Origin of the sequence: Lachnoclostridium sp. An14, from assembly GCF_002160755.1 — a bacterium.
GTDB lineage: Bacteria > Bacillota > Clostridia > Lachnospirales > Lachnospiraceae > Lachnoclostridium_A.
The window spans coordinates 50,749-69,286 of sequence record NZ_NFLE01000023.1; the positions used below are offsets into that span (position 1 = coordinate 50,749).

At 48.6% G+C, this 18,538-nt stretch carries 19 protein-coding genes and 3 tRNA genes; 14 read left to right on the forward strand and 8 right to left on the reverse strand.

Annotated elements, in window-relative coordinates; translation table 11 throughout:
* Positions 1-46 precede the first annotated feature (46 nt).
* The 3 genes from B5E84_RS13170 to B5E84_RS13185 all read left to right on the forward strand — a co-directional run bounded on the left by B5E84_RS13170 (position 47) and on the right by B5E84_RS13185 (position 3,964).
* On the forward strand, positions 47-559 hold the full coding sequence (locus B5E84_RS13170; protein WP_087223491.1) for a MarR family winged helix-turn-helix transcriptional regulator: 513 nt from the start codon (positions 47-49) through the stop codon (positions 557-559).
* A gap of 737 nt (positions 560-1,296) precedes the next feature.
* Complete coding sequence (locus B5E84_RS13180; protein WP_087223533.1) at positions 1,297-2,463, forward strand: M20 metallopeptidase family protein; 1,167 nt, start codon at positions 1,297-1,299, stop codon at positions 2,461-2,463.
* 76 nt (positions 2,464-2,539) lie between these two features.
* Positions 2,540-3,964 (forward strand): AbgT family transporter, encoded by a 1,425-nt coding sequence (locus B5E84_RS13185; RefSeq protein ID WP_087223493.1) that lies wholly within the window; start codon positions 2,540-2,542, stop codon positions 3,962-3,964.
* 130 nt (positions 3,965-4,094) lie between these two features.
* On the opposite strand, the gene arcC is transcribed toward B5E84_RS13185, so the two are convergent.
* Positions 4,095-5,033: a carbamate kinase gene (arcC, locus tag B5E84_RS13190; RefSeq protein WP_087223495.1), complete on the reverse strand. Its 939-nt coding sequence runs from the start codon at positions 5,031-5,033 to the stop codon at positions 4,095-4,097.
* Positions 5,034-5,155: 122 nt separating this feature from the next.
* Here arcC and B5E84_RS13195 point away from each other — a divergent pair, with 122 nt between their 5' ends.
* The 4 genes from B5E84_RS13195 (at position 5,156) to ptsP (ending at position 9,245) form a co-directional block, all read left to right on the forward strand.
* Positions 5,156-5,959 (forward strand): CPBP family intramembrane glutamic endopeptidase, encoded by an 804-nt coding sequence (locus tag B5E84_RS13195; RefSeq protein ID WP_087223497.1) that lies wholly within the window; start codon positions 5,156-5,158, stop codon positions 5,957-5,959.
* Positions 5,960-5,972: 13 nt separating this feature from the next.
* Entirely contained in the window at positions 5,973-6,992 is a 1,020-nt protein-coding gene (locus B5E84_RS13200; RefSeq protein ID WP_087223499.1) for a glycosyltransferase family 2 protein, read from the forward strand.
* Positions 6,993-7,182: 190 nt separating this feature from the next.
* The gene (locus B5E84_RS13205) at positions 7,183-7,440 is read left to right on the forward strand and encodes an HPr family phosphocarrier protein (RefSeq protein WP_087223535.1); all 258 of its coding nucleotides are present in this window, start codon (positions 7,183-7,185) and stop codon (positions 7,438-7,440) included.
* A gap of 149 nt (positions 7,441-7,589) precedes the next feature.
* Positions 7,590-9,245: a phosphoenolpyruvate--protein phosphotransferase gene (gene ptsP, locus B5E84_RS13210; protein WP_087223501.1), complete on the forward strand. Its 1,656-nt coding sequence runs from the start codon at positions 7,590-7,592 to the stop codon at positions 9,243-9,245.
* A gap of 171 nt (positions 9,246-9,416) precedes the next feature.
* Here the strand turns inward: ptsP and B5E84_RS13215 are convergent, their stop codons facing one another.
* The 3 genes from B5E84_RS13215 to B5E84_RS13225 form a co-directional block, all read right to left on the reverse strand.
* Positions 9,417-10,076, reverse strand: coding sequence for a phosphatase PAP2 family protein (locus B5E84_RS13215; RefSeq protein ID WP_087223537.1), 660 nt, complete (start codon positions 10,074-10,076; stop codon positions 9,417-9,419).
* Positions 10,077-10,312: 236 nt separating this feature from the next.
* Positions 10,313-10,948, reverse strand: a complete 636-nt coding sequence (locus B5E84_RS13220; RefSeq protein WP_143469226.1) for a hypothetical protein — start codon at positions 10,946-10,948, stop codon at positions 10,313-10,315.
* Between the two features lie 173 nt (positions 10,949-11,121).
* Positions 11,122-11,331, reverse strand: coding sequence for a hypothetical protein (locus B5E84_RS13225; RefSeq protein WP_087223505.1), 210 nt, complete (start codon positions 11,329-11,331; stop codon positions 11,122-11,124).
* 157 nt (positions 11,332-11,488) lie between these two features.
* Here B5E84_RS13225 and B5E84_RS13230 point away from each other — a divergent pair, with 157 nt between their 5' ends.
* Complete coding sequence (locus tag B5E84_RS13230) at positions 11,489-11,731, forward strand: helix-turn-helix domain-containing protein (RefSeq protein ID WP_087223506.1); 243 nt, start codon at positions 11,489-11,491, stop codon at positions 11,729-11,731.
* Positions 11,732-12,090: 359 nt separating this feature from the next.
* On the opposite strand, the gene B5E84_RS13235 is transcribed toward B5E84_RS13230, so the two are convergent.
* Complete coding sequence (locus B5E84_RS13235) at positions 12,091-12,918, reverse strand: hypothetical protein (protein ID WP_087223509.1); 828 nt, start codon at positions 12,916-12,918, stop codon at positions 12,091-12,093.
* Positions 12,919-13,028: 110 nt separating this feature from the next.
* Between B5E84_RS13235 and B5E84_RS13240 the strand changes: the two genes are divergently transcribed.
* From B5E84_RS13240 to B5E84_RS13265, 6 genes are all read left to right on the forward strand, one after another.
* Positions 13,029-13,184: a DUF6364 family protein gene (locus B5E84_RS13240; protein WP_087223511.1), complete on the forward strand. Its 156-nt coding sequence runs from the start codon at positions 13,029-13,031 to the stop codon at positions 13,182-13,184.
* A gap of 385 nt (positions 13,185-13,569) precedes the next feature.
* Positions 13,570-13,821 (forward strand): hypothetical protein, encoded by a 252-nt coding sequence (locus B5E84_RS13245; RefSeq protein ID WP_087223513.1) that lies wholly within the window; start codon positions 13,570-13,572, stop codon positions 13,819-13,821.
* Positions 13,822-13,867: 46 nt separating this feature from the next.
* A complete protein-coding gene (locus tag B5E84_RS13250) occupies positions 13,868-14,611 on the forward strand; it encodes a hypothetical protein (RefSeq protein WP_087223515.1) in 744 nt (247 codons plus the stop codon).
* Positions 14,611-15,324 (forward strand): helicase HerA domain-containing protein, encoded by a 714-nt coding sequence (locus B5E84_RS13255; protein ID WP_143469228.1) that lies wholly within the window; start codon positions 14,611-14,613, stop codon positions 15,322-15,324. The genes B5E84_RS13250 and B5E84_RS13255 overlap by 1 nt, the downstream gene beginning before the upstream one ends.
* Positions 15,325-15,335: 11 nt before the next feature.
* Positions 15,336-16,355: a rolling circle replication-associated protein gene (locus tag B5E84_RS13260; RefSeq protein ID WP_087223519.1), complete on the forward strand. Its 1,020-nt coding sequence runs from the start codon at positions 15,336-15,338 to the stop codon at positions 16,353-16,355.
* Between the two features lie 215 nt (positions 16,356-16,570).
* Positions 16,571-17,884: a tyrosine-type recombinase/integrase gene (locus tag B5E84_RS13265; protein WP_087223521.1), complete on the forward strand. Its 1,314-nt coding sequence runs from the start codon at positions 16,571-16,573 to the stop codon at positions 17,882-17,884.
* A gap of 63 nt (positions 17,885-17,947) precedes the next feature.
* Here B5E84_RS13265 and B5E84_RS13270 read toward each other — a convergent pair.
* From B5E84_RS13270 to B5E84_RS13280, 3 genes are all read right to left on the reverse strand, one after another.
* Positions 17,948-18,021 (reverse strand) — tRNA-Met (locus tag B5E84_RS13270).
* A 140-nt stretch (positions 18,022-18,161) separates the two neighbouring features.
* Positions 18,162-18,235: transfer RNA gene (locus B5E84_RS13275), tRNA-Met, on the reverse strand.
* A 17-nt stretch (positions 18,236-18,252) separates the two neighbouring features.
* Positions 18,253-18,325: transfer RNA gene (locus B5E84_RS13280), tRNA-Val, on the reverse strand.
* Positions 18,326-18,538: the final 213 nt, after the last annotated feature.

Here is an 18,538-nt window from a genome sequence, read left to right on the forward strand (position 1 = left end):
ATGGGAATAATTGGCATCTGCCCAATAGATCCGGAGGGAAATAAATATGGAAAATGAACAGCGTTATCAATTATTTATGGAACTGATTGATGAATTCGACCGGGGGTGCGATCTGACAGAGGAGTATGATTCCCTCCTTCACAACTACAATGGGATCATCCTGTTTCAGGCAGAGTCCCAGATGATCAAGATGATCGGAAACCATCCGGGGATCACCGCGTCAGAAATCTCCAAATCCTTCGGAAAGACAGGCAGCGCCTCCTCACAGCTCATCCGTAAGCTGAAGGAAAAGGGCTGGGTGCGCCAGGAGCGAAACGAGGTGAACAACCGGCTCTACAACCTGTACCTCACCGATGAGGGGAACGCCATCTACGAAAACCACCGCCAGTTTGAGGAGCGGTGCTACCAGCGGACCTTTCACAGCCTGGACGGGTTTTCGGCGGAGGAGATCAGAACCTACATCGCCATCCAGCAGAAGATCAACTCCACCTTCGCCATGGATGTGGAGGAAAGCCGGATGTTAGGCACCAAGAGGCGTCCGGGAGAAGGGCTGGACTGACCGGCACTGGAACCGGAGGGGAAACACCCGGATTCGGGAAACGAATCAAAGAGAAAATAGAATACAGAGACAGCGCGGCAAGGCCGCAGGCTATTTTTCGGGAAGGAACCCGAAGATGACCTGCGGCCTTTCTACTTGTGTCACAGGAAACTGCGTTCCCTATGACACAAAAGCCTCCGGCGGGAGGCGCACTTCGCGCAGAGGAATATGGCTGCTGACGCAGCCGCGCTCCGGCGCGGGTGTGCGCTGTTGCGCACACTTTTTTTACCAGAGAAAACGGCGTCCCCCATGACACAAAAGTTCCGGCGGAAGGCGCATTCCGGGCAAAGAAAAATGACTGCTGGCGCGGCTGCGCTCCGGCACAGGTGTGCGCTGCTGCTCACACTTTTAAATCAAAAAGGATCTTCTCCATGGAACCCCTCTGGGAATCCCTCTGGAAAGGCAGAGCCAAAACAGCCTGCAAACCTCTGAAACGGAAAACAACCATCTTCCCATCCCTTCAGCCACCCTGGAAAAAACCCCTGATTGTCAACTTTTTTGGCCTCTCAAAAAGATAATGAGGATAATTTGCCTAAAAAGCAGGAGAAAAAATGTCATTACTATACAAAAATGACGTAAAACCACGGTTTTTCCTTGACAGGCAAACGAGTATGTTATATAATTCAGATATTAAATTAATAAGTTACTTAACTATCAAGGAAGTTAATTATATGCCGGAGAGCAGAAAGGAGAGGAATATGGCAGATTTAGGAAAGTTATTTCAGGAGGCGGAGCCATATATCATTGAGATGCGCAGATGGTTTCACCAGCACCCGGAGGTTTCCTTAAAAGAGGAGAAGACCTCGGAGAAGATCAAGGAGGAGCTGGCGGCCATGGGCATTCCCTATGAGGAGCTGAAACCCAGCTACGGAGTGGTGGCCACCATCCAGGGAAAGGACAGCGGAAAGGTGATCGGGGCCAGAGCCGACATCGACGCCCTTCCCGTGACGGAGGACACCGGACTGGAGTTTTCCTCCTGCAACGTGGGAGAGATGCACGCCTGCGGCCACGATGCCCACATCGCCATGCTGCTGGGGGTGGCAAAGGTGATGAACCAGATCAAGGACGAGTTAAACGGCACCGTGAAACTGGTATTCCAGGCGGCGGAGGAGATCGGCCTGGGATACAAAGAGGTTCTGGATTATTTCCATGAGAAGGGCGGTGTGGACCGGATGATCGGCCTCCACATCTGGAGCACCCTTCCCCAGGGAGAGATGCTGCTGATTCCCGGTTCCGTGTTTGCCGGCGGCACCGGTTTCAAATGTAAGGTGAACGGCCAGGGCGGCCACGGCGCCAGACCAGATCTGGTAAAAGATCCTGTCAAGGCAGCCTGCGACCTGGTATTAAAGCTGGCGGCCATCCCGTCCAACTTCTACGACGTGCTGGATCACTCCGTAGTGTCCGTGGGACAGATCCACGCCGGCACTCAGGGAAATATTTTCCCCTCCTATGCGGAGGTTGACGGAACCACCCGGTTTTACAAGGACGGCGGCGAGCAGGCCATCAAGGCGATTATGAGACAGATCGCCGACGGCGTGGGAGCCACCTATGGAGTGGATATTGAGGTTACCCACCGCGGGGAGATCCCGCCGGTTTACAACACGCCGGACTACATTCCCCGCGCCAGAGAGCTGGCGGCAGAGGTAGAGGGCCTGACGGTTTCCTCCCAGACCGATCCCATCTGCGCCGGGGATAATTTCGGCATGATCCTGAGAGAGTATCCCGGTTTCTACGGAGTGCTGGGCGCTGGAAAGACGGACGAGTACAACTATCCCCAGCACCACGCCAAGTTTGACATCCAGGAGACGGAATTCCGCAAGGGGGCGGAGTTCATGGGACGCTACATCGCCGATTATCTGAAATAAGAACAGACGGAAACCATCCGCCGCCTTAAATGGCGGCGGCCGGAAATAAAATGTTTAAAAAGAAATGGAGGGTACTATGGGTAAGAACACAACAGAGGCAAAGAAAAAGGGGTTTAAGATGCCTCACTTATTCTGGATCATGATCGGGCTGTTGCTCATCGCCAGCATCCTGACCTACATCGTCCCGGCAGGAGAGTTCGCCGTGGATGAGAGCGGAAAGATTTTGGGAGATCAGTTCTCCTACTTAGGCCATCAGACGCCGGTCAGCCCGGTGCAGATGATCATGAAGATTCTGGACGGCATGGACGGCTCCAGCAGCGTGATCTGGACCGTGCTCTGTTCCGGAGCCATGACCGCCGTGGTAATGGCCACAGGAGCCATCGACGACCTGTTAAACTGGGCTATCTACAAGCTGAAGGACAAAAATGAGAACATCCTCATTTCCATCCTGTTCATCCTGATGGTATACTTAGGCGGCTTTGGCGGCACCGACGCCCTGATCGCCGTGGTTCCCATCGGCGTGATCTTCTGTAAGAAGATGAAACTGGATCCCATCTGTGCCATGGGCGTAACCACTTACGCCACGCTGATCGGATTCGGCACCGGCCCCACCAAGCAGAACGTGACCCAGATGATGATGGGCGTTCCGGTGTACGGCGCCTTCGTGACCATGTTCATCAGCATGAACATCTTCATGATCATCGGCCTGTTTTTCCTGTTAAAGTATAAGAGCAAGATCCGCAAGGATCCCACCAAGTCCCCCATGTACAGCGAGGGCTGGAACCCGGCAGCCATGACGGTGAGCGCCGAGGATGAGGCAAAGCTGGGCGGTAAGGTGACCCTTTCCATGAGAACCATCCTGATCATCCTTCTGTTCTTAGGACAGTACGCAGTGATCGTGGCTTACCCCTACTTAGGCGGCGATTCCTCTCAGCTTTTGGATCTGATGGTAGGCCTGGCTCTGGTGGTTGCTATCGTATGCGCGTTTATCGGCGGATTCTCCTTTGACCGCATCGGAGACGAGTGGACAAAGGGACTGCAGGGACTGGTATTCGTAGGTTTCGTCATCGGCCTGGCCCGGGTGATGAGCCTGGTGATGACCGACGGACACATCATCCACACCATGGTGTATGTGCTCACCAGACCGCTGATGGATCTGCCCCGCTCCGTTGCCAGCATCGGAATGACGGCGATCATCTCCGTAGTAAACTTAATCATCCCCTCTGCCACCTCCAAGGCGGCCATCCTGGTTCCGATTCTGCAGCCTATCGCTCAGACTCTGAACATGGATCCGAACCTGGCAGTGCAGGCATTCCAGTACGGCGACGGCTTTACCAACCTGTTCTCCCCGTTCCTGGGCTGGACCGTTGGCTCCTGCGTCATGGCAGGCGTGCCCTTCCCGAAGTGGTTCAAATGGATCCTTCCGAAGGTGCTGTGCTTTATCGCCCTGGGCTTTGTGATCATGTTCATCCTCACAGAGTCCGGCTGGACCGCATTCTAATATGAAGACATCTTCCTAAAACATTCCTTAATAAAATGGCCGTCCCCCGGCGGCGCCAGTATCGTGGCGCTGCCGGGGGACGGCTCTGTTTATGGTAGAAACATGGATAGAAATTGTCAGAAGAAACTTCTTACTGCTGGCGGATAGTCGTTCCGGCCCGTCCTGCCAGGGCCTCCTTTGCCAGGGCCTGGGTGGTGATGATGGCGGTCCGTCCTTTTCCGGCTTCGATAAAGTCCACGGCTGCCTGGATCTTGGGGGCCATATTGGAGGCGCCGAACTGGCCTTCTGCCAGGTAGGCCTTCGCCTCTGCCACGGTCATGGCGCTTAAAGGTTTCTCCTCCGCCTTTCCATAATTTAAGGAAACGCAGTCCACATCCGTGAGGATCATCAGCACGTCCGCATCCACTTCCTTTGCCAGCAGTCCGCTGACCATATCCTTCTCAATGATGGCGCTGGCGCCCTTTAAGGAGTGGCCCTGCTCCATCACCGGGATGCCGCCGCCACCGCAGGCGATCACCAGCTGATCCGCGTCCAGAAGGGTCTTGATGGCGTCGATTTCCACGATGGCCACCGGTTTCGGCGCGGCCACCATGCGCTGGAATCCCTTTCCAGGCACCTCCGTCACGTAGTTGCCCTTCGCCTCCTCCGCGGCGGCCTCCTCCGCGGTCATAATGCGGCCCACCTTCTTTACAGGGGTGTAGGAGGACTCATCGTAGGGATCCACGGTCACCTGGGTAAGGACGGTGGAAACCGGCTTGAATATCCCTCTCTTGATTAACTCCGTGCGGATGCCGTTCTGCAGGTCGTAGCCGATGTAGCCCTGGCTCATGGCGGAGCAGACGGACATGGGAGCGGGAGTGTAGCCCTCGTGCTGCCGTCCGAATTCATTCATGGCGGTATGGATCATGGAGAGCTGGGGGGCGTTGCTGTGAACCACGGCCACCTGCCAGCTGTCCTGGATGAAATCTCCGATGGTTTTGGCTGTCCTGGCCACCGCCTCCTTCTGCTCCGGGAGATTCGTCCCCAGGGCGTCGTGGCCGAGGGCCATCACAAGTCTTTTCTTTGCCATATAAATACCTCTTTCCTTGGTTTTTCTGAAGGTCTCTATACGGTCAATTATAGTGGCAGGGGGGAAAAAAAGCAAGAAATAAGTTGGAAAAGGAAGACCTCCTGTGGTATGATATACGTGCTATGGAGAAAATAAGAATATATGCCAGAGAAATCTGGCAGATCGTCAATCCGCTGCTCATCTTTTTTGGGGTGACGGCCGCGGTGGTGAGCGGGTTCGGCATTTTGTGGATGATGTTCGGGAGCCGTCTGGGCTTTCTGTACAGCCATCTGGAGGATGTAAACCTGCTCCTATCTTCAGCGGCGGCCCTGTGGGCGGCGTGGATCCTGTGGAAGATCGACGGGAGAGAGCAGGTCTGGTACGGAGAGCTGCGCCGGAAACTGCCTGGCAGGGCTGTTTTTCCCTGTGTCGGGGCGGCGGTGGGAGCCAGCATGGCGGGAAACTGCCTGCTGTCCCTTCTGCGGGTGACGGAGCTTTCCGGAACGGGACAGGTGGAGACGGCCCTGCGCCTTGGGAGCCCGGCGGTGGTGGTGTTTTCCACCTGCCTGGCGGCGCCTCTGGCGGAGGAGATGGTGTTTCGCGCCCTGATTTACCGGAGGCTTCGCCGGAAAACGGGGCCGGCGGCGTCCATCGCCATTTCCGCCCTTCTGTTTGCCCTCTACCACGGAAATCTGTCTCAGGGCCTCTACGCCCTGTTTGTGGGAGCCGTTCTGGCCGTGCTTATGGAAATGTATGGAACGGTGACGGCCCCCCTTTTGGCCCACGTGGCGGCCAACGGGCTTTCCGTCCTTCTCACATGGGCGGGAGCGGGGGAATTCCTCTCCGGAGGAATGGTCCGCCGTGGAGCGGCGGTGGTTATATTTGGAGGACTTCTGTGCGTCAGCCTGCGTCAGGCTGCAAGGGACGCCAGGAGCAGCAAGAATTGAAGGAGGTACGGATATGAAACTGTTATCGGTAGCGATTCCCTGCTATAATTCAGAGAATTATATGCGCCACTGCATCGAAAGCCTTCTCCCCGGCGGGGACGAGGTGGAGATCCTGATCGTGGACGACGGCTCCACGAAGGATAAGACAGGGGAAATCGCTGACGAGTACGAGAAAAAATACCCCGGCATCTGCCGGGCTATCCACCAGGAAAACGGCGGCCACGGAGAGGCGGTAAACGCCGGCCTGCGAAACGCCACAGGCATCTATTTCAAGGTGGTGGACAGCGACGACTGGGTCAACGAGGAGGCCTATATGGAAGTGCTCTCCACCCTGCGGGACTTCGTAAAGGGGGAGGAGACGCTGGACCTTCTCATCAGCAATTTCGTCTATGAGAAACAGGGGGCCCGCCGCAAGAAGGTGATGAATTACCGCACGGCCCTTCCGGTCCGCCAGCTCATCACCTGGAATGAGGTCAAGCATTTTATGCTGGGCCAGTATATCCTCATGCACTCTGTCATTTACCGCACGGAGCTTTTAAAGGAGTGCGGCCTGGAGCTGCCCAAGCACACCTTTTACGTGGACAATATTTTCGTGTACCAGCCGCTGCCCTACGTAAAGACCCTGTATTACCTGGATGTGAATTTCTACCGGTATTTCATCGGACGGGACGACCAGTCTGTCAATGAGAAGGTGATGATCGGCCGCATCGACCAGCAGTTTCTGGTGACAAAGCTGATGCTGGGCTACCACGACGTGATGAAACTTCCCAGCCGCCGCCTGCGCAGCTATATGATCAAATATCTGGAAATTATGATGACGGTCTGTTCCATCCTGGCCATCCGCTCGGAGGATCCGGCAAATATGGAAAAGAAGAAAGAGCTGTGGCAGTACGTGAAACAGAAAAATTTCCCCCTGTACCTGCGCCTGCGCTGGGGCTTTTTAGGCCAGGGCACCAATCTGCCCGGCAAGAGCGGAAGAAAGGTCTCCTCCGCCGGCTATAAAATCGCCCAGAAATTCTTCGGGTTCAATTAACTGGAAAAATGTGGACAAAAAGACGAAGGAAGGCGAATTTTCCGTTAAAGTCTTGTGGAGAATCTGCAAGTCCCCGTTGACGAAATCGACGATTGCTAGTAAAATAGCATATAGGATTGACGAGGACAAAATCCTGAAAAAGGCTCGGCAAACGCAAAGCCGGGGAGGAATTAAGAAGGAGGATAACATCATGAAGGAATTCAAGTATACGCTGACAGATCCGGAGGGAATCCACGCTCGTCCGGCAGGAGAGCTGGTGAAGAAGGCAAAGGAGTTTGAGTCTGCAATCACCATTACCAAGGATGGCAAGTCAGCGGACGCTAAGAGAATCTTCGCACTCATGGGCCTGGCTGCAAAGCAGGGACAGGAAGTAGTGGTATCCGCAGAGGGCGCGGATGAGGATGCTGCCATTGAGGCAATGTCCGAGTTCATGAAGGCGAACTTATAATCATACCTGCGCCGTAATCCGCGCAATAAATGAGACGACGCGAGGAGAGCTGCTGAAGTAGGGATTTGGGAGCTCTCCTCTTTTTGTTTTATGGAGAGTACGCTGCCGGCGCGCCGGCGGCCAAGTCAGTAAGGAGGTCGGATAAAACCATGAAAACGTATGAGGGAAAGAGCGTATTCGGAGGCGTTGCCATCGGAAAGGTTCTGGTATATAAGAAGGGCGAGCAGCAGGTAAAGCGGCTGCACGTAGACGATACCCAGGCGGAGATCAAGCGATTTGAGGACGCCAAGGCGGAGGCGGTAGAGCAGTTAAAGGCTCTCTATGCCAAGGCGGTGAAGGAAGTAGGAGAGGCCAGCGCGGCCATCTTTGAGATCCATCAGATGATGCTGGACGACTTAGATTACCTGGATTCCATCCACAACATGATCGAGACCCAGGAGGTGAACGCGGAGTACGCGGTGGCCACCACCAGCGACAACTTCGCCATGATGTTCTCCTCCATGGATGACGCGTATATGAAGGAGAGAGCGGCGGACGTAAAGGATGTGTCCGAGCGCATCCTGGCCGTGCTCAGCGGCGGCGCCAAGAGCACGGTGGCGACGGACGAGCCGTCCATCATCGTGGCGGACGATCTGGCTCCCAGTGAGACGGTGCAGCTGGACAAGGACAAGGTGTTAGCCTTCGTTACAGTGCACGGCTCCTCCAATTCCCACACGGCTATCCTGGCCAGAACCATGGGAATCCCGGCTCTCATCGGAACCCCGGTGGATCTGGAGACCGTGGACGGAAAGATGGCCGTAGTAGACGGCTATACCGGCGCCTTTTACGTGGATCCCGACGAGGAGACCATGAAGGCCATGGAGGAAAAGAGAGAGAAGGACAGAGAGCAGAAGGAGCTCCTTCAGACCTTAAAGGGCAAAGAGAACATCACCCTGGATGGCAAAAAGGTGATGGTTTATGCCAATATTGGAAATATCAAGGATCTGGCCATGGTTCTGCAGAACGACGCCGGCGGCATCGGCCTGTTCCGCAGTGAGTTTATTTACCTGGAGCATGATGACTATCCCACAGAGGAGGAGCAGTTTAAGGTATACCGCGCCGTGGCGGAGACCATGGCCGGAAAACGGGTGATCATCCGTACCCTGGACATCGGCGCCGACAAGCAGGCATCCTACTTTAATATGGATCACGAGGAGAATCCGGCACTGGGCTACCGCGCCATCCGTATCTGCCTGACGAGAGAGGACATTTTCAAGACCCAGCTGCGCGCCATCTTTCGCGCCAGCGCCTTCGGAAAGATCAGCATTATGTATCCCATGATCATTTCCGTGGACGAGGTGAAGAAGATCAAGAAGATCGTGGAGGAGGTCAAAGCAGAGCTTACCAGCCAGCAGATCGCCTTCGGCGAAGTGGAGCAGGGCATCATGATCGAGACTCCGGCTGCCGTTATGGTCAGCGAGGCTCTGGCAAAAGAGGTGGATTTCTTCAGCATCGGTACCAACGACCTGACCCAGTACACCCTGGCCATCGACAGGCAGAACCCGAAACTGGAGGACTTCTACGACGCTCATCACCCGGCGGTGTTAAACATGATTCGCATGACTGTGGAGAATGCCCACAAGGCCGGCATCTGGGCCGGCATCTGCGGCGAGCTGGGTGCCGATCTGGAGCTCACCAAGTTCTTCTTGAGCATCGGAGTGGACGAGCTTTCCGTATCTCCGGGCCGCGTACTGTCCGTGAGAAAGAACATTCTGGAGACGGATGTGGAGAAGGAGAGAGAAGAACAGTTAAAGAAGTGGCTGTAATCGGAAAGTCCCGTGAAAACAGTGAAATATATGGTTTGCTGATTTCGTCAGAATCAGACCTGAAAAGAGCCGGAGGCAAATGCGCCCCGGCTCTTTTGGCTATCTCGTTTTCTGTGTCGCGGCGCGTTTCTCAGCGCATGAAAGCAGAAATGGAACCGCTTTTTGCGGCGTCTATATCTCCGGCACTTTTTCCGCGGCCCTTCTGCGGCTGCTCTCGTAGGCGCTGCCGTAGATCACGTCGTGGAGACAGTAGGCCATGGTGATGGCCGCCATTCCGTCGATGACGGAGTGCTGTTTCAGGAACACGGTGGACAGGCAGATGGCCGCCATGGCAAAGAAGGAGGCGCGGCAGAGGAGGCGGTGCTCCCGCAGCCGTTCGCTGTTCATCACCGCGATGTGGACGCCGATGGAGTTGTATACGTGGATGCTGGGCAGCACGTTGGTACAGGTGTCCACTTTGTGGAGGGCGGCTACCATGGCGCAGAAAATATTTTTGTCCGGGTCGATGATAGGGCGGAAGTCTGTACCGTTGGGGTAGATGGTGCAGATCGCCAGGCTGATGGTCATGCCTGTAAACAAAAAGGCGCACAGCCGGTAAAAATCCCCCTTGTCCGTAAAAAAGAAGTACAGAACCGCTCCGGCCACATACACAAACCAGAACAGATATGGGATGATAAAATACTCATTAAAAGGAATATAGTCGTCCAGAGATACATGGATAATGTGGTAACGGGTAGTCACCGTCCTCTCCAGATAGAAAAACCAGGGAAGATAGATGAAGGCGTATAAAAATACCCACGCGTGCCCGTATTTATGAAGAAATCGTTTCATCATATCACGCCTTTCCGAAAGTTAAAACGATTATAGCACAACCGCCGGGGCAGTCAAGGGAGTTTTCAAAAAGTTAATGAAATTGATATAAAATCTTAGACAATGAGAGGGGATCGGGAGCTCTCTTGTTTTGAACGTGACGAAACAACGTCATGGATGTTTTTGGAAAAGAAAAAACAGGGGCCGATGGAACAGAGTATTCCATTGGCCCCTGGAGTATGACTGGAAAGGGATGACTATTGGTAAATATATTCAGTATAGGTTGCTAAAGAACCATCTGCACCGCGCATTTCGCTCCGGATTACTTGTCCGTTTTCGTCGTACACATAAGTGTAATCAGATCCGGAACGGAGAGAACATTTGACGATTCGGCCGCTTTCATCACAATAGTAGGTTTCGGTGATAAGGTTTGCACCAAGACCCGAGTCCTTTTTTGTGCTTTCTGATTCTATTGTGATCGTTCTTGCGCTGTCATTATAGGTATATCTGGTTTCGTATTCCAAACCGTATAGAGCCTGACCGCCGTCAAAGCGGCCATATTCACTGCGGTCTTCCACCGTTTTTGTAAGTCTTCCATAGCTGTCGTAATAGTAGTATGTTGTTATTTTTCCATTGCTATTGTTTGTTTTGATTGTTTTTTCTAGTTTTCCATCCTGATCATAGATATATTCTGTATGCGCATCCGCCATCGTAGGTTCCATAGTGGCGGCGTCCTGGCCGGAACCTGCGGTGAGCTGTCCGGTTGCGTAAATATCCATGGGAACTCCCGCGTTAATCGGACGGCCCTTCTCCATTACCAGAACAGAGCGCAGGCGGCCTGTTTCTGCGGTGGCATCGGTTTTGGACGCCGCTGTAGAGATCGTCTGGGTCATGATGGTTGAGTTTTAACACCAAAAAAAATAATAAAAATTCCGGAGAGAAGATGACTTCCTATATCATCTACTATCCGGAACTTTTATTTTTAAATTTATTATTGTATCTTAAATTTTAAGAAGTGGATCGAGGATCACGGCTGCCTCTGGTGTCCCCCTTGTCAGATGCCTTATTAGTTCTTTCTTCTGTCCATTTCACTTCCTACTTTATTTCCGACTAAACCGCTTATAATGGCTACAGTTATGGCACATGGAACCGTACCAACAAACGCGCCCACAGGGCCGCCAACTGCAATACCGATAGAGGAACCTTTAACAGCTCCGGCAACTGCACCCGCAACAGTACCTACTAAACTTCCGATAGCTTCATTTTTTCTTCCCATATTGTACCTCCAATTTTTCTCAAGAAAATAACAGGTTATGTCCAGAATTATTTTATCATAATCCTACAATATACGCAAGTGCGTACACGCCAATGCGTATAAAAATATATTCTTTCTTCAAAGATAATTTTCAAAAACAGAAGAAAGGATAAGGAAAATGAACGTAAAGCAGGCAGTAGCGAAAAGAATTGAGTATCTTTGCAAGGAGAGAGGGATCGCTTACAATGAATTGGCAAATATCTGCGGTGTTACGCCTTCTACGATCTACAGCATTTTTGATGACCGGAGGAAAAATATCACATTGTCTACGGTCAAAAAAATATGTGATGGATTTGAAATTACTCTGGGTGAATTTTTTTCCCACCCCCTTTTTGACGCTCTAGGGCAGGAGATTCAGTAAATGCCAGTATCGGATGGGGAATGGAGACGGAGGATTTTCTCGAAAATGAAAAAAGGCCCTTGAATCCTCAAGAGCCTTTTCAGTAGCGGAAGGGAGATTTGAACTCTCCGGGCTACCCTCAAATACTTAGAAAAGAAAGGATTTGCGCGTCCTCAAATGCAAAGGTACTCAAATAGGTACTCAAACAATTCTGCAAGGCATAGTGGAGAGGAAAGAAACCTGTCAAGAATCCATGAAAGGGACGATAGCTTGTTCTTGACAGGTTTCGGTTGTGGCCGAGATAGTCCTCACAATGCGGGAAAGGGGTCGATAGAGCGGTTTTTCTCTATCGGCCCCTTGATTATTGATTGGACGAAAACTTATCTCTGGTAAACGGTATCAATGCGGACATTTGCTCCGTCTGGGTACATATCTTTGTCATAACTAATGAAATTGTAACGATAAACTAAGGTATTGCTGTCAGTAAACAAAACCTCAAAGTTCTCGTCTGTGGTCGGGACAAATATTCCATTAAATGAAATTCCGCTTAAATACCAGTTGTCCCCATTTTTTGTATATTCGTCATATGCGTCGGAACCTCCAATATTTCCATTGTTACCATGCCAGCGGAAGGTGGACTCTGTATTTTCAGTAATCGTCATTCTGGTGGCAAAATCCCAAGGCATACCAAGAGGCCATCTTTCTTCAAATGCCCTTGAATAAGCGCCATCATCCTGGGCTCCAGAAGTGACAAGTTCATCAATATAAATAATTTCAGAGTGTTCAGGAGTTTTCATAAATAAATTGTATTCTCCTGTGCTTGCGTCAAGTATATACGCAGCCGTATATTTGTAATTGTATGTTCCAACCAGCGAATCATTCTGCTGAGAAGTTGTATCTTGCTGGCTTTGAGTTTTCACGTTCCCATTCTCTACCCACGCGCCGTTCTCATTTACTTGGTAGCCATCCGGCGTTGTGGTATCTGCTAACATCCAGCCATCAGCGTCAAAATAATAGCACTCTGCCGTGCCGTCGTTGTTGCCATCAATCCATTGCCAGCCGTTATTAGCAAAGGTGCCGTTATCGTTGTCATACCACCAACGGTTTTGATTGGGTTCGGCTCCGGTTCTCCATGTGCCGGCAAATGCGGTTGTTGCCATAATTGATGAAATGGCAATGGTAGATAATAGTAATTTTTTGAGTTGCATATCCATATCCTCCTGTATAAAAATTATAATCCTACTTTATCCTACTTTATCTTACTTGTCAATAATTAATACGAGGGAATGATATATTGTAGGAAAAAGGAGTATTATCTATGAAACCATTAAAAACAAAGGTTAGCATAACCTTAGACTCCACGGTCATAGAAGTTATTAAAGAGTTAGCAGAAAAGGACGACCGGTCATTTTCGCAATATGTAAATTTGATTTTAAAAGAATATTTGCAAAATCACAATATTTTACATGACTGAAAAGTTAATTTTTTTGTAAAGATTTTTTAATTGATTATAGAATAAAAATTTGTTATTATGTTGTCAAGCAAAACAGTAATTCACTGTTTGCGATATTGTAGAGAGGAAAAAAAGTTTGTAAAAAAGTTTATGTAGGCAATCATATCTGCGGGTCTAGTTGCGATTGGAGAAAGGCTTTCGCATACTCGTAAATTTTGTATGAGAGGACATAAATATAATTTCAAGCGGATTTTCCCGTTTGTAGCTCTTGGTCGGACGCCAAAGTTTTAATTGGCCAGACATTTTTGAGAATTACATTCGGGCAAGTCCGCTTTTTTTTGCTTGCCTCAGGTGGAATTCTTTGTTGCAATTTTAATTATTATTTTTGTTGAGGAGGATTAAGTAAATGCTTTTAAAAGCTAGTGTAACTGTTATTGGCAAAGACCGCCAAAATTATACGGACACATATGGAACAAGTAAATATTTATATGTTGTGAACATCTCCCAGGATAATGGGAAAATCGTTGATACTCTTCACGTGTCAGAGGAGCAATTCGGCATGATGGAGCCGGGAAAAGAGTGTATTTTGGAGATGGTCTCTAAAAATGGCCGTAATGGCCTTTATTTGCGGACAACAGCCGTTTACCCTGTAAAGTAACAACAACACAAAGGAGGGGGTCTCCCCCTCCTGGAAAGGAAATTTGATGAAATTATATGAATTATTTGAGCAATACGTTCAACATTGCTATGAACTCTATCAGGAAAAGAAATGGGGAAAATTCGCGTTAAATATTGTATTCAGCCTCATAGGAATCGTATCGACAAGCATACTTTTGTCCAGCGTGGCTTTATACATCTATTACAATTTTGAGAGGTTGACAAAAATTGTCGGCGGATTTTTCTTGATTGTCATTATGGTTGCATATATGCTCCCCAAGAAAAAGACAGAGCTACCGGCTATTACAGAAGATTCCCCTAGTTATGACCCTGTTTTTTTAAACAGTACCTATAACTTGCTGCGAAACAATATGGTTTCAATGTGTGCGGAAACGGCAGAAACGCTCGGACTCCGCGTACCAACAACCCCAAGCCAAATAGATTCGCCTGTGCATTTTGATATTATCAGCGGTGCAGCAATCTTTCACTTCCTTTGCGGTAAACAGGATTCTGCAAGCCCGATTGATACTTATAAAGCTATCGGAATACTTCAAAATACGCTTGAACGCCGCTTGAATAATAATGAACTTATGGGTATTTCGCAGACGGCCACCTTTTATAATGGGATGGCATATCCGGCAATAATGATTGACAATGTCTTGGACATGGGGCGCTATATTCAGATTGACGTTGCTGTTACAAACGACAATTACTTACGTTATCGAACAAACCGCCTGTATAATAGCATGGACGCTGGACACTACACGACTCCCCGTGACAAGAACTTTTAATGATGAATATCGAACTTTTTTTGAATGAAAATTTTCTGAAATACCATATTGAAACATACATTCTCTGGAACCCGGATATAGCCCCTCACGGGGCTATCTTCGGGGCCACTGGGAGCGGAAAAACCTATGCGGAAAAACTTTTGCTCGCCCGCGTTTCGCTCAAATGTCCAGATAGCCAATATTATATCTGCGACTTTAAAGGGGATTCGGATTTTTCGTTCCTCACCGGCGAAACAAGGTTTTACCGTTATGGCGAATGTCAAAAGGGGCTGGAAGATTTTTACGCCCATTTTTTGGCTCGCCAATCAGGGAAAGAATCTGCCCGAAACTTTTTACTTCTTGTTTGGGATGAATGGGCCAGCTATATCTTAAGTCTGGACAAGAAAACCGCAGAGGAAGAAAAGAAGAAATTAGCCGTTTTGCTTATGCTTGGCCGCTCCTTTAATGTCCATGTGCTGTTGTGTATGCAACGCTTGGATGTGGCCTACATTCAGGCCAGGGATTGTATTGGGCTGGTAATTGCTACTGGCAATCTGTCTGAGGAAGGAAAGGAAATGATGTTCCACGATTACAAAAAGAAAATGGAGCCAAACAGAAAACGCGGAACCGGCTATATGCTGGTAAACGGCACAGATTTTACCCCGTTTGTTGTTCCAGAAGTAACAGACCCAGAACTGTTAAATTTTTACATTCAGCAGGCAGTCAAACGCTGACAGCCGCCTGCGTGCGGAGCGTAAGCAAGGCGGCGTGGTGGGCGGCTTTGCCGCCCGCCTTACTTGACTATATATCAAAAAGTGACGAGAGGCGGGGATGGAACATAAAAAAAGATACGTTTCAACCTATATATGACGGAGTAACCGCTTATCAGACAAATGTAGCGATTTTAAAAGACTACAACGGACAACGGAAAAAACTGACGTACTGTTATCAGGTACGGCAAAAAGGAATCTGTAAGGACTGGGAATCTTCGTCCAAAAAGAACACAGTAAACGAGAAGAAACTGCAAAACAATTTGATAAGGGCGCGGAACAATGTCTATGAACTGGCAATATGTAACGAATGGGAATGGTTTCTGACGATAACATTGAATCCAGAAAAATATGACCGGGACAATCTCGGAAAATTCCGAAAAGATTTTTCGAGGTTTGTTCGTGATTATGGAAAGAAACATGGTTTGCATATTCAATATCTGGTTATTCCCGAACAGCATAAAAAAGGCGGTTGGCATATGCACGGTTTTTTAAAAGGCATTCTGCCAGACCATCTTAGACCGTTTTCCGCAGAAGAAAAATTACCACGCTATTTACGCACAAAAGTAAAGAAAGGTCTGGCGATTTACGATTGGACGGCATACCGAGAAAAATTTGGATTCTGCGATATTGAACCAATACGGAATTTACAAGCGGCCGCGGCTTATGTGACGAAATACATTACAAAAGGTTTTGGCTCTGGTGTTCAGGCTCTGGGAAATCATTTGTACTATGCCTCGCAGGGATTAAAACGAGCAAAAGTAATCAAGAAAGGGGCAATCAATCCCGATTCCATTTACTGGGATTTTGAAAATGAGTACGTTAAAATTAAATGGTATGACGGCGGGCAGAATCCTGAAAGTTTAATCATGGAGGACAACCATATTAAAAAACTCCGCGAACAGCGGGACAAGCTTTATGAGATTCAGAACTGGCAATCTGAATTTGACACGGAAACTGGAGAAATATTTTTTGAATCTCCGTTTGATGACTAAAACAGAATATGGTGTAAGGCTTCACCGAAAAAATAAATATAAACATAACGAATCCTATTAAATAAATCATCTATAAAAACGAACATACATATTTTTAGCAATTATATAAAATATTTTATCACATAGAAAATATCTTTAAATTCAAGAATAACATCTAAACAAACTATCCCAATAAAAACAGTAATGGAACCTTACACCACCCAAAAGGTGGCGTAATGAATAAAGTAAATTTAAGCGACTTGGCAATCTTGCAAGACGCATTGCTCAATGGTATAATCAACGTCGAGGACGTGCGACGGGCGTTGACAATGAAGAAAGAAGAATATTATTTATCGTTGCACAAATATGAAATTTATCAGGGAAAGGACGGGAAATGGTACACTTATTTGCCGGATAGCCGTCAAAAGCAGGGACGACGAAAATTAAAGCGTACTTCGGATATGGCAATCCGGCAGGCGGTCATTGACTTTTACAAAGAGCAGGAGAAACGGGAGCAGGGAAAAGAAATAACCCTGCGGGAATTATATCCAATCTGGATTGAATGGAAAGGCGCTCATACACGCGCTACAACATCTATACGGCGTTTTAACTGTGATTGGAAGAAATTCTATATTCCTTATCCAAAACTCATAGATAAGCCCATTGTAGAGCTTACTGTGAGCGAATTAGATATATGGGCGCATAGGCTTATCAAACAGCACAACATGACGAAAACCTGCTACTATACTATGACAATCCTAATTCGGCAAATGCTGGACTATGCTGTGGAGCCTCTTGGGATTATCCCAGTAAATCCATTCCGACAAATTAAGCTGCAAAAGAAAATGCTCCGAAAACCGGCAAAGAAAAATGATGAATCCCAGGTATTCCTTTTGGATGAAACACCCAGGATAATAGAAACGGCCTTGGCGGATTTTAACAGCAATCCTCTGAATACTGCTCCTTTGACCGTTCCTCTAGGATTCTTGACCGGCCTGCGTCTGGGCGAAATGGCAGCAATTAAAGAATCGGATATTGTAGGAAATGTGCTTTACGTTCAGAGAATGGAAGAAGAAGTTTATGATTACTCTGATTTGGAGCATATCCGGCTAATTGAGCGGGCTGTGGTGGAGAACACAAAGACAGAGGCCGGCGTCCGGGAAGTTCCGTTAGTTCCGCAGGCACTCAAAATTATTGAGGCCGTCAAACTGTCAAACCGTATGAATGGCTGGCCGGAAAATGGTTTTCTCTTTCTGAACAAAGGTCAGCGAATGACTACCCGTACAATCAAATATCGAATTTCAAAATACTGTAAGCAATGCGACATCATGGAAAAGAGTTTCCACAAAGTACGAAAGACTTATATTTCCGCATTGATTGACAGCGGTATCAATATCAATGAAATTCGGAAAGCGGTAGGCCATACGGATGAGCGCACTACATTTTCTAATTACTGTTATAACCGTGTGGGAAAGCAGGAGACAACGGCTCTCTTTGAAAATGCTTTAGTCAATGAAAATGGAATATCGGATTGCAGAATTGCGATTTAAGAGGTACTCAGAGGTACTCAAACGGAAAATAGAAAAACCCTTGAAAATTCAAGGGTTTTTCAGTAGCGGAAGGGAGATTTGAACTCTCGACACCACGGGTATGAACCGTGTGCTCTAGCCAACTGAGCTATTCCGCCATGCTTTTTTCAAACGCTTAAACAGATTACCATGTTTTGGTGGGATTGTCAAGGGGAAATGCAAAAAATCTCCCGAAAATCAACCAAAATCTTACTGATTTCATCAAAAAAGCTCCCGAACATCATCAGGAGCTTTTCAATAGCGGAAGGGAGATTCGAACTCTCGACACCACGGGTATGAACCGTGTGCTCTGGCCAACTGAGCTATTCCGCCATATTTTAAGAAATCAATGGGGCCTACAGGGCTCGAACCTGTGACCCTCTGCTTGTAAGGCAGATGCTCTCCCAGCTGAGCTAAGACCCCATATGATGCCCGCAGCTGGCTGTCCAACCGCGATTGCTTTGATAGTATAATGGGAATCGGCAAAAAAGTCAATACTTTTTATTATAAATTTTTTACGTGAATTGAAAAAGTAAAGTCTGTATGTAAGACTTAATGCAATATATATGAAAAATTCCGTATAAAACAGGAACTTTTTGTGGATGAATCGCTATCCTTGTGGTAAACTAATACCAA